General features: G+C 58.3%; 12 protein-coding genes. 10 read left to right on the forward strand and 2 right to left on the reverse strand.

Annotated features, from left to right (window positions below; all coding sequences use genetic code 11):
* Nucleotides 1-224, forward strand: a 224-nt coding sequence (locus tag NKH03_RS28140; RefSeq protein ID WP_502913566.1) for a Cif family virulence factor, incomplete at its 5' end; no start/stop codon positions are given.
* Between the two features lie 378 nt (nucleotides 225-602).
* Here NKH03_RS28140 and NKH03_RS28145 read toward each other — a convergent pair.
* Together NKH03_RS28145 and NKH03_RS28150 are read right to left on the reverse strand one after the other, a co-directional pair.
* Nucleotides 603-1034, reverse strand: coding sequence for a hypothetical protein (locus tag NKH03_RS28145; RefSeq protein ID WP_352972059.1), 432 nt, complete (start codon nucleotides 1032-1034; stop codon nucleotides 603-605).
* A 589-nt stretch (nucleotides 1035-1623) separates the two neighbouring features.
* Complete coding sequence (locus tag NKH03_RS28150; RefSeq protein ID WP_352872969.1) at nucleotides 1624-2331, reverse strand: Crp/Fnr family transcriptional regulator; 708 nt, start codon at nucleotides 2329-2331, stop codon at nucleotides 1624-1626.
* A gap of 826 nt (nucleotides 2332-3157) precedes the next feature.
* Between NKH03_RS28150 and NKH03_RS28155 the strand changes: the two genes are divergently transcribed.
* The 9 genes from NKH03_RS28155 to NKH03_RS28195 all read left to right on the forward strand — a co-directional run bounded on the left by NKH03_RS28155 (nucleotide 3158) and on the right by NKH03_RS28195 (nucleotide 14320).
* Nucleotides 3158-5425, forward strand: coding sequence for a polysaccharide biosynthesis tyrosine autokinase (locus tag NKH03_RS28155; RefSeq protein ID WP_352872967.1), 2268 nt, complete (start codon nucleotides 3158-3160; stop codon nucleotides 5423-5425).
* A 51-nt stretch (nucleotides 5426-5476) separates the two neighbouring features.
* Entirely contained in the window at nucleotides 5477-6034 is a 558-nt protein-coding gene (gene nusG, locus NKH03_RS28160; protein ID WP_352872965.1) for a transcription termination/antitermination protein NusG, read from the forward strand.
* Between the two features lie 205 nt (nucleotides 6035-6239).
* Nucleotides 6240-7412 (forward strand): glycosyltransferase, encoded by a 1173-nt coding sequence (locus NKH03_RS28165; RefSeq protein WP_352872963.1) that lies wholly within the window; start codon nucleotides 6240-6242, stop codon nucleotides 7410-7412.
* A gap of 10 nt (nucleotides 7413-7422) precedes the next feature.
* Entirely contained in the window at nucleotides 7423-8397 is a 975-nt protein-coding gene (locus NKH03_RS28170; protein WP_352972061.1) for a sulfotransferase family protein, read from the forward strand.
* Between the two features lie 50 nt (nucleotides 8398-8447).
* Nucleotides 8448-9599 (forward strand): CDP-glycerol glycerophosphotransferase family protein, encoded by a 1152-nt coding sequence (locus NKH03_RS28175; RefSeq protein WP_352972063.1) that lies wholly within the window; start codon nucleotides 8448-8450, stop codon nucleotides 9597-9599.
* A 7-nt stretch (nucleotides 9600-9606) separates the two neighbouring features.
* A complete protein-coding gene (locus tag NKH03_RS28180; RefSeq protein WP_352972065.1) occupies nucleotides 9607-10173 on the forward strand; it encodes an FAD synthase family protein in 567 nt (188 codons plus the stop codon).
* Between the two features lie 163 nt (nucleotides 10174-10336).
* A complete protein-coding gene (locus NKH03_RS28185) occupies nucleotides 10337-11641 on the forward strand; it encodes a lipopolysaccharide biosynthesis protein (RefSeq protein ID WP_352972066.1) in 1305 nt (434 codons plus the stop codon).
* Nucleotides 11642-11657: 16 nt separating this feature from the next.
* Nucleotides 11658-12902 carry a glycosyltransferase gene (locus NKH03_RS28190; RefSeq protein ID WP_352872954.1) on the forward strand — a complete coding sequence of 415 codons (1245 nt, stop codon included), beginning with the start codon at nucleotides 11658-11660 and terminating at the stop codon, nucleotides 12900-12902.
* Nucleotides 12903-12919: 17 nt separating this feature from the next.
* On the forward strand, nucleotides 12920-14320 hold the full coding sequence (locus NKH03_RS28195) for an O-antigen ligase family protein (protein ID WP_352972067.1): 1401 nt from the start codon (nucleotides 12920-12922) through the stop codon (nucleotides 14318-14320).
* The last annotated feature ends 14 nt before the right edge of the window (nucleotides 14321-14334 follow it).

The raw sequence follows: 14334 nt of genomic DNA on the forward strand, positions 1-14334 counted from the left end.
TCATCGGCTTTGATCGCATCTCGGAGTATGCGACGGCCGACCTGGGATACATCATCGAGGTCGAGCGGTTCCAATCCAAGGTCGGTGGTGGCAACAAACTGGTGCCGATTGCGCTTCGAGTCACCACCATATTCCGGCGGGAGGAAGGCGGGTGGAAGATCGTCCTTCGTCATGCCGATCCGATAACCTCGGCACGCCCGCCGACGTCCGTTGTCGGGGAGTAGAAAGAGCGCGCTGGAATTCAGCGAAGGAGCAAACGCTGCGCTGGCCTCGTGGTGTGAGGTCGTGATCTAGGAATCTGCCCAACCAACGAAACCGGCGTGGCGCGAGCCGACGATCTAAGCAGGAGGAAGAAGGCCGGCGTCACTCAAGAGGGAGGTTGCTGAATTGGCGCCGGCCAGACGGTCCAATCAGGTCCGCCGCGCCGCAAGACATAACTGAGTCTTGACGCCGCAATGGAGGGCCACTCTACCACTAAGCAACAACCTCTAGCGGCTACTAATGTTCCACTGCGCGGTATCACCATATGTTATGTAGGTCGGTCAGAAACGTGCTGCCCTTGCCATTCCATCGACACAGCGCGGCGTTGGAGCGCCGCCAGGCTAATGCCCGCGCGCAACAAGCCAACCAGATACTAGCCGGGTGAGTGGGCCCATGATCACGGCAGCCCAGGTAGCGGCGCGCTCTCGGCGGTCTTTGCATTCTTGACGGATCATATTTTGCACTTCTAAGCAACCATGTGGCGTCAGTATCCAGCTGTTAAGCTGAGACGATTTTCTCCACATTGGGCTGTCCGCGTAGCCAATCGACATATCGAGACGATCCGCCTTCCGGATCAGTCGCCGGGTTTTTATCTCCGCAATCTGTTCATAGTATATCAATGTTTCCCAGTAGTGTCGGTACTCGAGCTTTTCCCGTTGCGCAGCCGTGCAAGCATTTGCCAGGTCGATCTCATAGGCGTAGTCGAGTTCCCTGACGGTTCGCCGGTACGCCGCAATCTCCAACAAATCTTTGATTTCTATTTGTATCGTCATATGACCGCCCCACGCCGAAAGAAAACGTTACGACGTCATATGACGTTCAGTCCATTCCACTACTTGGTTGAGTTCACAGTCAAAAGAACTAGACAGCGAGTAGCATGGCGTCGGACCATCTGGTTCTGAAAAGCTTCGCCTCGCCAAAAGCCGCCCCCGAACGGCGCAAAGGCATAGTGGTCTCGACAGCAAGGCTGGTTAAATAGGTGCCCGCGGAGGGGAAGGCGAAACCCAGCTTCAAGGACCGTTCAGTAAAAACTGAGCGCGGACTTCTTCGGTCTGCCCGACCAAACACGGTAATACTGGGCACCACCAATAGGATTAATTGCGTCTTTGCTAAAAGGCCCTGTAAATTGACCGGCGCGGGTGCGTAGCATAAGCCCGCTGGAATGGCCGGTGCGGTCCTCACGTCCCCGGAGGGCTGCCCTCGCACCGGCCATTTCCGTTACGCTCTGGGTAGCGGCGACAATCGGGGCTTGATCTAAAGACTGATGCGCAACCAAGCCCGTTGATGCCTGTGGGATCACCGAGACTCTCCCTCCGCGAGGGAGAGCCGGCCGCGCGGTTCAGATCAGAATTACGCTCGATGTCAGCTCGAAATGTAAGACCGATCAAATCCGGCCGTTTTGATCAGTCCCGCATGGTCATGCAACTCGACCACACCATTGCGGAATGAAGCCAGTCCGCTTTCTCGCAAATCCTTCAACACGCGACTTACATGCACAGCCGAAAGCCCCAACGCATCGGCCAACTCGGCCTGGGTCAGCGGGCATTCAAAGCGGTCCGGATAACTCGTTGCCGATCGATGCGCTCGGCAGCCCAGTTCAAGAAGAAGATGGGCCGTGCGTTCCACAGGTCCCCGTCTACTGACGCCTGCCAGATGTTCCGCAACTCGTGAGTGCCGCCTTGCCTCAGCCAGCAGGATGGCCTCGCAAATGGACTGCGGATAGCGCGAAAAACAAGTATGGGCGGGACCGGTCAACTCGATCGCGGTCACATCGGAAAGAGCCGTTACCGTCTCGCCGCCTTCTCCAGAGAACTCGATCAAGGCAATTTCGCGAGGGAGCGCAAAATCGACGATGAGACGCGAGCCATTCCGCAACGTTTTGCCGAACGCCGCCCACCCCGCAGTCATAACCAGGATCAAGGATCTGGCCTGATGCGCATCCGCAATCGTCGTGTTCGCCGGATAGCGGCGGCGCACAGCCCCCGGCAGTACAGAGATTCCCCTTTCCCAACTCGCATCAGCAAGGGTAGGTCCCCTCGCCAATCCAAGCGCCTGCTTTGATAAGTTCATTTGTTCTGAATAACCCCAGCCAGATCGCCCCGCCGATCACATCGAACTGGAAACCAACAACTACATAAAAAGTTCCATCTATCATTTCATCCGAATGTCATTGCAGTATACCACCTTTGGGGACAGCCTTACCACCTTGTGCGTGATATTGGGCAAAGACGGCGCGGCGCACTGCGCGCCATCGACGCAATGCGACGATCCTTGTGAGCGCGGAACCTTCGCCCGGTCGGCAGTGACTGTCTGGCCGTCGGCAAGGATTTTTGGAGGCCGGCAGGATCTCGTTTGTATTGCGTGCGCGGCATACCGGATCGTGATGAAAGTCGGATCTAGCCTGCCGGTCAACCGAACGAAGCTCTTACAATCCACCTATCGGATCGGTTTCGGAAAGTTGCCGTGGGCCTGCCAGCAGCAGCCGATGGCATGTTCTACTCGATCGGTGTCCATGAGTCGCCGTCCTCGATGGCGAAGTATGAGCCGGCCACGGTCACCCAAGGCAGGCCGGTGATTGGAGCGGGCAGCGTCCGCTCCACGTCAAGTCGCCTTCGTTTCGTTTTCGAGCACTCAGGCCATATCTGCGCCCACCATCATGGGACGGAATCCGTGCGCCACGAATAGGCGATTGGCTTGGGGGGTAGGCGATACTCAATAAGGCCAACTTGGTAAACCGTTTTGGGTAAGCCTCCAAGTATTCATGCGTATATTCCCGCCTTTTTGTGAAGTGTCCCGGTTCAGGCACGTCTGTTACCCTGAAAGCTTGTCGCGGCTTGCAAGGCGGCGCCGGCTCCGCGTTGGAAAGACCGACAGCCCGTGGAAACACAAAGTCGAATTGACCGACGGGTTTGCTGGGATTGGCTGGGCGAAGGGTGGGAAAGTGGCATATTTCGAGAGTTCCACTTCCGCGATCAGAGGGCTTACCCAGCGGCGGGAGACCAGCCTCGAGGCTAATCTCAATTTGCGAGAAGTTCTCAGATTTTACGGACGCCGCTGGAAACTGATTGCGGTGGTAGCAGCCGCTTTGACCATAGCCGCGGTTGCCGTCGCAACGAATATTTCATCAGCCTTCACCAGCACGGCGAAACTCCTGCTCGAACAGCCAAGCGCGAGTCCGATTTCAACGGATTCGCCGGCGAGCGCGTTGACGTCCGATTCTTCGTTTATAGACAGCCAGGTGTCTGTTCTCACCTCCAGCACGCTACTGGAACGTGTCGTCCGCGACGCCCATCTGTTGGACGATCCCGAATTCATTAGTGATGAGGAGCCGTCGCTCACGGACAATATCCGGGCGAGGGTCGCTGATTGGTTGAAGGTGTTTGGGACCACCGAGCCTATCGAGCACCAGCCAGTCACGGCCCTTCCCGACCTGTCATCGCGAGCCGTGAGCCGATTGCAGGACATGATCGAGGTGTGGCGAGAGGGCCGTTCTTATGTGATCGACATCGCGGTAACCTCAGGCGATCCCGAAAAGGCAGCCTTGATTGCCAATGCCGTAGCCGAGGGCTATGCCGAAGATCAGCTTCAGGTTCGCTATCACCATGCCGGACGAGCGTCGAAATGGCTCACAGAGCGGATCGCTGCTCTGCAGACGCAGCTCAAGAACGCTGAAGATGCGGTCGAGGAATTCAAGACCAAAAACAACCTTGTCTCGACCAGAGCCGGCACGTTGACGGAACAACAGCTCTCGGAATTGAACCTGCAACTCATTGGCTCGCGCACTGAGCTCGCAGAGAAGCGTGCTCAGTTCGAGCAGGCTCAAAAGCTCCTCGCCTCCGGTGGCGATCTCGAATCAATTCCGCAGGTGCTAGGCTCAGAGGTCATCAAAGCCTTGCGCACGCAACACGCCGAAGTGACACGCCGGGAAGCGGACCTAGTGTCGCACTATGGCGCACGCCATCCCGAGGTCAGCAAGGTCCAGGCAGAGCGACGTGATGTGGAATTCCAAATCTCGAGCGAGGTCAAACGCATCGTCGGTAACTTGGCGAACGAGTTAGAGGTGGCGGAGACGCGCGAAGCTGCACTGGCCTACTCGCTTGGACAGGCGACCGGCCAGACCGCGGCAGACAATCAAATTGCCATCCAGGTGCGCGAACTGGAACGGATCGCTAATGCCAACAAGGCCCTTTACGAAGCGTTCCTGTCGCGTGCCAAGATGGCCGACGAAGAAAAGACCTTTAGCGACAGCGGCGTCCGGATCATATCGGTGGCCTCGGTTTCCGAAACGCCGAGTTATCCTCCGAAAAAGGTCATTATTCTCTTTGGCTTAATCGTCGGTCTCGGCCTGGGCACCGGTGGCGCGCTTGCGCGAGAGCTCCTTAATGCCGGATTCGCCACGACGGGCCAAGCGGAAAAAGATCTGGGGCTGCCGATCCTGGCTTCTGTCCCGAAGCTCAGCGAGCCGAAGATGCCAGCGATCCGCGGCCAACACTCCACACAGCCGGCGCTGTTCAGGCTGGAACCGAGATCCGGGTACAGCGAAGCTATCCGAAGCTTGCGTCACGCATTGCTCGACGATGTCGACCAAGGCCGCGCCCCGGTCATTCAGATCACCTCCGCCGTTGCGGGTGAAGGCAAGACAACCACCGCCATCAACCTCGCGATCTCGGCAGCTTCCGCAGGATATCGAGTGCTCATTGTCGATGCGGATCTGCGGCGCAGCGGCTTGACGAAACATTTTTGCATGTCCGATTTGCCCGGTCTCGTCGACTTGGTCACTGACCTGCGGCATCTGCCGAGCATGGTCCGTTTTGACGATGCCACGGCCACTTATGTGCTGCCTGCCGGCAAAGGAACGCTCAATCCGTCCGATCTCCTAGGATCGAGCCGCATGGCGCGCTTTCTCGGCTCCGCCCGTAGATCATTCGATTTGGTGATCGTGGACTCGCCGCCAATCTGCCTGATGGCCGATGCGCCTGTGCTGGCAAAGCATGCGGACCTCGTCGCTCTTGTCGTGAAGTGGAACAGCACCCCCAGAGAAGCCGTGGCAGACGCGCTGCGCCGATTGAATGGCACGAAGGTGGCCGGGATCGCAATGACGATGATCAATGAAAAACAGGCTGCGGGCTATGGCGACTCCTATGGTCCGTATGTCGCGATGTGACCGCCGGTGTAGCGGCGTCTACGTCCTGCCTCCAATGAATATGGGTGTGTCATGCTTACTAGTCATCAGCTTTCATATGAGTCGATAGAAGTCAGGAATACGGAAGGGCAGGCTGCTCGCTGGTACGCCGTCCACACGCAGCCGCATGCGGAAGAAAACGCGTTGCGTCATCTGGAACGGCAGGGCTTCAGGGCTTTCTTGCCGCGCCGGATCCGCACCATTCGGCATGCACGGCGCGTGACGGTGGCCAAGGAAGCCTATTTTCCGAGTTACCTCTTCATCGCGCTCCGGCTTGAGCGCGATCGCTGGCGCTGCATCAACTCAACGGTCGGCGTGGAACAGGTGTTGTCGGCATGCGACCGACCTTTGCCATTCCGAATAGGGCTTGTGGAAGCATTGATGGCAGCTACCGGTCCGGACGGCATCCTGCGGCCAAGGGAGATTTTGAGGCCGGGCCAGACGGTGCGCGTTTCAGATGGAGCCTTCGCCGAGCAGATTGGAATACTGGACAGCGTACAGAGTTCAGGAGCAATCCAAATACTTCTTACCATGATGGAACGGAAAGTCTCTGTTCAGTTGTCGAGAGAACTTATCAGAGTAATTTCTTGACAAACATTTGACGGTAAACTAAACTTTAGTTTGTTGTGGTAGATTCAAGTTTCACCGCAACTGCGGTAGCGTTAGATATTGCGATTGTTGGCTCGGTTATTACCGAAGACATCTGAATACTAACAACGCATCTGGCCCCCAACTGCTCCGAATCGACTCATCGATATCTTCAATTGCGTTTAGCCACCAAAAAGGATGGTGCGAAATGCGCGTGATCCACATTGCTCAGTCGATTGCGGGAGGCGTGGGCACCTATCTCGACGAGATTGCAGCTTGCCAGCTAAAATCGGAGGGCACAGACGACATCTTCTTCGTTGTGCCAGAAGGCAGTGCCGAGTATCTGCCATTTGTCAGCCCGAAGCAGACGATCACCTTTCCGAGCCGTGGACGCACACCTCTGGGTCTCCTGGTTTTCGGCGCAGTCGCGCTGAAGGCAATCAAAACCCTCGATCCGGCGATCGTGCATCTCCATTCCAGTTTCGCTGGAGCGGTGGTCAGACCGATGCTCGCGTTGCGGCCGGCCCGACCACGAATCGTTTATTGTCCCCACGGCTGGGCCTTCGGAATGGAGGTCAGCGCCGTCAAGAAGCAGTTCTATTGTCTGTGCGAACGAATTCTGGCTGCATTGACTGACGTCATCATCGTCAATTCCGACGCCGAGCATACGCTCGGCCAACGGTATCACATACCGGCATCCAAGATGCGAACGATAAAGAACGGAATTGCCGCGGGTTACGGGGCAAAGCCCAAGGTCTGGCCCCGGGATGAGAGCTGTCTCGACCTGGTCTTTATCGGCCGCCTCGACAGGCAGAAAGGACTGGATATCCTGCTCAGGGAAATCGCGCATGCGGGCTGCGAAAACATACGGTTGCACGTCGTGGGCAAACCGGTTCTCGGGGGTTCCCTGCCCGTCCCTCAAATACCGAAGAACGTCAAGTTCTATGGTTGGCTCTCCCGCGCCGACATTTTTGAGATGCTGCCGCGCATGGACGCGCTCGTGATGCCATCCCGCTGGGAGGCCTTCGGCCTTACAGCCATCGAAGCAATGCGCAGCGGCGTTCCTGTCATCGCCAGCAACCGCGGTGCATTGCCGGAAGTCGTGCGCCACGGGCTCGATGGCCTGATCGTCGATATCAACCGGCCAGGCGAGCTGGGTCGCGTCCTAGCCGGTCTAGACCGGGCCGAGTTGAAGAAGTTCGGCAAAGCCGCGCGAGCGCGATTCCGTGCCGAATTCACCTCCGATCGGATGAATCATCTTATCGAAACGCTGTATCGGTGGGTACTTGCCACTAGCCGCCAGCCCGTTGCGGCTGCGGCCATTCCCGCCCGACGGTTTGCCCTCCGTCGCCGGGGCACGTTTCCGAGGGAACGGGCGTAGGAAGCCGTCCATGCTTCCCAACTGTATCATTGTCGGCGCTCCAAAGGCGGGGACGAGTTCCCTGTTCCGCTGGCTGACTGATCACCCCGAGGTCGCGGGTTCGACGCAGAAGGAGACCTACTATTTCGTCGATCCGGGCACGCACATGTACCTCAAGCAGCGAAACTGGGCGGAAAGCGGTCTTGCTGGCTACGAAATGCTCTTCGAACATTGCAACCCATCCGCGCGCGTGATCGTCGAGTCCACACCCAGCTACATGTACTCGCAGACTGCCCTTCGCGAGCTGCCGCGCTTGCCCTCCCAGCCGCAATTCATCTTCATTCTGCGCGAGCCGGTGGCGCAACTGAAGTCGCTCTATGGATATTTCCGGGAGAACTGGGACTGGATTCCGGGTGCCATGTCATTCCGGGACTTCGTGGAAGCCGCTGATCTTGGTACATGCACTTTCAAGGGCAATGAGCTTGCAAGGCAGGCGCTAACGAACGCAAGTTATCTGGAGCATCTGCGACGTTGGCGCGCCGGCTGCGGTCGCGAGCGGATGCATGTCTACCTGTTTGAGAACATGGTTCGCGATAAGCGCGCATTCATGGAATCACTCGCGCAGGTGTTAGGCATATCGACGGAATTTTACCGAGAATACGGCTTTCCGACCGAAAACGGCTCCTACGTCGTAAGAAGCCGCTGGGTCCAGCAGGTCAATATCCGGGTGCGGTCGCTTATTCCGAAGGGCGCCGGCTACGAGACCCTGCGACGGTTCTATCGTACGATGAACACCAAGCCACAGCGAAATTCGCAGATGTGGGACTCCGAAACCGAGCGGATGCTGTCGCGGCGATACGTGGACATGATCCACGAACTCGAGCGCGAGTTCGGACTCAACGCGAGTGCGTGGCGACATGCGATCGCGGCGAGATTGAATGTTAGCCACGACTTCACTGCCCGCGCTGTTTCCGCGACCCAGGCCGACCTAGGTACATTCCAATGACGGTCCTATCGGTGAGCCAACTCAGCAGACAAAGCATAGGACAGCTGGCCGTGGTATTGGCCCGCAGCGCAATTTCGCTTCTCAACCGGCACCTTCCGAAGCAAGCGAAGGCTGTCATTGCCGGGTTTCCCGACCTGGAAGACAGCACCATCGAGATTGCGCGTCAGCTCGTTCTCCGGCAGAGCGTCTCGGTGGTGGTCCTCGCCGAAGGCGAAGTGCCGCCATCAATCCGCAGGCAGGAGCCGAACATCGATTGGTGCAGCAGGAAGAGCGTGAGAGGCTTCTTCCACTATCTGACGGCTCGGTATATCTTCTTCACGCATGGCCTTTATCTGAGCCCAAAGCCCCCGCGCTCACAAATTTGCATCAACGTCTGGCACGGCATGCCGATCAAGCGCATCGGCTACCTCATTGGCAGAACGCCCCCGCCCTCGACCTTCGGGATCGCTACCTCTGACATGTTCAGGGGACTGGTCGCCAAGTGTTTCGGAGTGCCGGATGCCGAAATCCTGACGACTGGCATTCCCCGGAATGACGTAATGGTTAGAGCAGCACGCCGGGCGAATGCGATCAAGACACAGCTTGGAATCGGCGACAAGGACACCAAGCCCCGCCTGATCATGTGGCTTCCCACCTTCCGTCAAGCCGTCAGGGGGATCGTAAGGACTGATGGCGTGGCGCATTCGAGCATCTTCGGGATGAGCGACATGGACACCGCTGAATTCTGTGCCTTCCTAGAGGAGCAGAACTGCATCTGCATCCTCAAGGTGCACCCCATGGCACCCGACTTTCCGGACCAAATCCGATCGGATCGCCTAAGAATCTGGCGAGAGCCCGAATTGCGCGAGCGAGGCGTCAGTCTCTATGAGATGTTGGGGGCGGCAGATCTTCTGATCACGGACGCCTCGTCCGTCTATGTCGATTACCTCATTCTCGACAAGCCGGTGATCCTCGCCTTTCCCGATCTTGAAGAGTATCGGCGGTCGCGCGGCTTCGCCCTCGAACCGGTGGAGGATTTCTTCGCAGGACCTGTCGTGTCCGACTACCAGCAGCTGAAATCCGCCATCGCCGAGACTTTCGAAGCGGATCGCTACGCGTTGCCCCGGTCCTCGGTGGTGGCCTGCTTTCACAAGCACCGGGACGATCGGGCAACGACACGGCTTCTTGACGCCGTATTGCCGCAACAGCCGGCACATTACTGAAACACAGGTGTGGCGCATCCAACTGAACGGCGACCGCCAGGCTGCATGGAACGGCCCCGGTTGCAAAGAACGAGAATGGCAGGAGGGCGAAGTGAGAACCGTGTTCGTTTCGGGCGTGTTCGATCTGTTTCATCGTGGACATGTCGAACTGCTCAACCGGGCGGCCAAGTTCGGGGACCGGCTCGTAGTAGGCGTGAACAGCGACGAGATGGTCGAGAGGTACAAACGGCGGCCGGTGTTTGGTGAGGCGGACAGGCTGGCCATCGTCAGATCGATGCGCTGGGTGACGGATGCTGTCATCTATGGCGAGTTCGACCTGAAGCCGATGGTCGAAAGGTTCAGGCCATCGGTCATGGTCCACGGCGACGACTGGCCTCGGGAATCGTACCTCAATCAGATCAGGATGACGGAACAGGACCTGGAACTCTACGGCGTCGAGCTGGTCTTCGTGCCCTACTGGCGAGGCACAAGTACGACGTCCATCGTCGAGCAACTTAATAGTTCGCGTAGCGTCAACCGCGCGCTGCCTGAACTGCCGTTGAACGGTGCTTCTGCCGCGGACTTTGCCATCTGATCTAGCAAGCCATGCCTCGCGGAGGAGTTCCAGCTTTGGTGGAAAACGTCATGCCACCGAAAAAAGCGGTCATACAGCTTGCCGGTCCCGGAACCCAGTTCCTGCTAACCAGCGTCGCGTCGCTCCTTAATGAGAGAGACGGAAACAGCCTTCGGGCATCCACATGCATAAAGAAAAACATATCGCCATCGGCCGGAACAGGGACGAGCTGGGCCTTGCCTACAACCTGTCTTATTCGGTGGCAGGCCAGCTCTGGTATGTCCTGACGCAGATGTGCGTTCTTTCGGCCCTCGCCCGCTTCAAGGGACCGGAAGCGGTGGGTGAATTCGGGCTTGCCATGGCTATCACTACACCGGTGTTCATGCTGGCGAATATGGGCATCCGAACCGGCCAGGCAACCGATGTCCATGGCTTCTTTTCCTTTTCGGAATATGCTGGCCTAGTGCTACTCACCGCGGCCATCGCGGCATTGACATCGATCGGTATAGGATACGCACTTTCGGCATCTCATATTACCTTCCTGATTGTGCTGATCTTCTCGATCACCAAAGCATTCGAGGCCATAAGCAACCTTTCATACGGTGCGTTCCAGCAGGCCGGCCGAATGGACAAGGTCGCGCGTTCTCTCGCCATCCGGGGCCTGCTCACGGTCAGTGCTTTTGTCGCTCTGCTCTCGCTGGGTGTGGAGACCGGCGTGGCATTCCTTGCCCAGTTGACGGTATGGGCGGCGTTATCGTTGGCCTACGACTATCCTCGCGCATGCCGGATAGCCACCGGCCTGTGGTGCTGGCCCTCCTGGCAATGGGAGCGGCTACTCCGGCTCGCACGGGAAATTGGTCCGATCGGTGTTGGCCATTTCATGAACTCCCTGCTGGTCAGCATGCCACGGATGGCTGTGGAGCGGTGGCTTGGGCTGGAAGCCTTGGGCGTGCTCACTGTGGTGACGTACTTCCAGCAAGCCGGAACTCTCGTCGTCAACGCTGCCTCGCAGACGCTGGTGAACTACTTCGCCAGGCTCAAGCGGGACGGTGAAACCAAGGCGATCAGAACCACGTTGCTTGCCCTTTTCGGCGCGGCGGTCCTGGTATCGGCAGGCAGCATTGCCGTGAGCTACTTCGCGGGCGAGCAGATCCTTGCGAACCTCTTCGGGGTGGAATTCACACGGGCAAACGATCTCCTGATGCTGATTGCCCTTGCGATCAGCGTGAAGGTCTTCGCGATGCTGCCGCAGAGCCTGATGCATTCGGACCGCCGGTTCAAGGCCTACTTCAGGTATCAGGCCGCCTCGCTTGCGCTATGCATTGTCCTGCTCGCGATCCTCGTTCCCCTTTGGGGATTGCTTGGAGCCGGCAGTGCAATACTGGCCACGGCTGTCTTCAGGATGTGCGTCCTGACCGTCGCCGTCGCGATTTGGCCACGGAACAGCACATCCAAGGTCGCCAGCCCCGCCGCGCCGAGAGCGGCTTGAGCGAAAGTCGACAGCCATGACACACTCGACTGTGAAAAGCGTGGTGATCGCAAACGACCACGCCTTTGTTAACGGCGGGCAGGCCAAGATCGCGCTGGAATCCGCGCTGAACCTCAAGCGCCAGGGGCTCGACGTATCCTTTGTCGCGGGCCAGGGTCCGGCCGACCCTCGGCTTGATGAAGCGGGTATCGAATGCACAATCACTGGCTCACACGATATTCTCTCAGATCCTGACCGTCTCCATGCCGCCACCTGCGGCCTGTGGAATCTTGCTGCGGCGCGCGCATTGGCAAGGGTGATAGATGCACGTGATCCCGTCACCACGATCGTCCACGTGCATGGTTGGTCAAAGGCCCTGTCGCCGAGCATCGGTCCGGTGGTGGTCAAATCCAAGACGCCGCACGTCTTCACGCTCCATGAATACTTCCTGGCTTGCCCTAACGGCGGCTTCTACAACTATCAAACCGGCACGATCTGCCAAAAACGGGCGCTCGGCGCCAAATGCCTGACGACGCAGTGCGATCCGCGCCACGCGGGCCATAAGGCCTGGCGCGTTGCGCGGCAAGCAGTATTGCGGACGCTGGGGCTCATGCCGAGAGGATTGAGGGACGTCATCTATCTCACCGCCAGGCAGCTTTCCCTGATGCGCCCATATTTCCCGGCTGAGGCACGATGGCACTATCTTCCCAACCCGGTCGAAATCCGGAGCGACGAGCGGGTGACTGCGGAAGATAATGAGACTTTCCTCTTCATTGGTCGTCTCTCGCCAGAAAAGGGCGCAGACATTGCCGCCGCCGCCGCACGCATCGCCGGCGTGAAGATTGCTTTCGCAGGCGACGGCGAAGCACGGGACACGGTTACGCGCGCCAATCCGGATGCGGTTATGTTGGGCTGGCTGAACTCAGACCAGTTGGTCTCGTGGATGCGCAAGGCACGCTGCGTTGTCTTTCCAAGCCGCTGGTACGAAACCTACGGGCTGGTCGTCGCCGAGGCGTTGCGGCTTGGTCTTCCCGTCCTTGTCTCGCGTAGCAGCGTCGCGGCGGAACTCGTACGCCACGGTGAGAGCGGATTTCATGTGGAGGCGGGCAATGTGGAGCAATGGGCCGCCTTCATGGGCCAGCTTCAGCATGACGCAACGGCGAGAATGCTCAGTCATGCCGCTTACGCGGCCGGAGCGAAAATACCCAGCTATAATGACTACACCGATGAGCTTTTGGCCATCTATGACCGCATAAGCGTCGACAGACGCTGGACGCACTAGAGTTTCAGGAGTTTCAGGTGAGCGCTCTGAAAGCCTTTCATCCGGCGGGGCTGCTGATCGCGCTGATGTCGGTTCAGTGGGCGCCAATAGCGAAAACCGCAGGATTTTCAGTCCAGGTTGCCTACCTCGGCATCATCTTACTGATCATGTTAACCTTGGCCAGTGCCGGAATGCGTCGTGGCTTCGTGGCGGTGCTGCGCAGGAATGCGTCTTGGCTGGTTCCCTATGCCGTTTATCTGCTCCTGCTGACGCTGGCGCTGTACGGCTCACCTGGCCAGAACATGGCTCCACGCCAAATCTTCTACCTAACGGGCGCTCTATGCCTGTCGGCATTTATCGTGCAGTCGCGTGATCCTGGCCGCACCCTTCGCACCGGCGCCGGTATCGGCATTTCTCTCTTCATTCTAGTGATCGAAATCATCGCGAGGGATGTGGGCTTGAGCTGGTATGTCGCTTTGCAACATTTTCTCACGACGGGCGATTTCGATTTCATTGTCTATGGTTTCTTCCGCGCGGTCTTCAACGCATACAGCGACGGCGAAGACCTGGCTGTGGCGGCCGCCTTAAAGAACGGGGTGGCGGTGAGCATTTTCGTGATGAGCCTGATCTTTCGGATTGGCTATGGCCGGCGCGGCGCCGACTGGATAGGAGTCGGCCTGACATTACTCGCCTTGTTCCTGATCCTCATGCTGAATACGCGATCGGTGCTCATCGTTGCTGGCGTGTCGATGCTGCTGGCGGGCCTGTTGCGAAGCGCCACTCGTCACGACGAGAGCACGGCTGCCCTCGTCATGAAGATGGCTCTTGCCATTATGCTTGTGCTTGGGACTGTGTTGATCTTCCTGACGGACAATCCGGTGGTCGGCATGATATCCGACCGGTTCGCATTCGAAGACGCATCAACGGAAAACCGCGTCGCCCAATACGGTTGGGCGCTTCAGATGATCGAACACAACCTGCTGCTGGGAAACGGTTACACCGAACATGACGGGCGTCTCATTCACAACCTGTTTCTCAGTGCCTGGGTGCAGGCTGGTTTAGTTGCTTTCTTCCTCGTGGCGAGCTTTTACTTGGCCGTGGCGGGTATCTGGGTGGCTTTCGTCTTCAAGGTCACGTGCAACCCGCAGCGCTGGGTGCTCCCGCTGCCCTTCGAATGGGTGGCCATGTTGCCCATCCTGCCCCTGTTCCGGGTTTGGCTCTCCGGCGATGCGGGACATCTGTTCCTTGGTGAGTGGGTAGCGCTGGCAACATTTTTCGGCTGCATCCTGCGAAATGATCTGGCGATGCGTGAAATAGCGGGCATGCGCGGCCACGCCAATCGTGTACCGGTGTCGTTTCGGGCACCCCGAAGAGCTGGTCAGCTGATGCCGTCCACGTCCCCGGCAATCGGGCGCTTGGAACACGATGCGCACGGATAGGACATCGCTTGCAA

Origin of the sequence: Mesorhizobium sp. M1406 (assembly GCF_040317555.1) — a bacterium.
GTDB lineage: Bacteria > Pseudomonadota > Alphaproteobacteria > Rhizobiales > Rhizobiaceae > Mesorhizobium.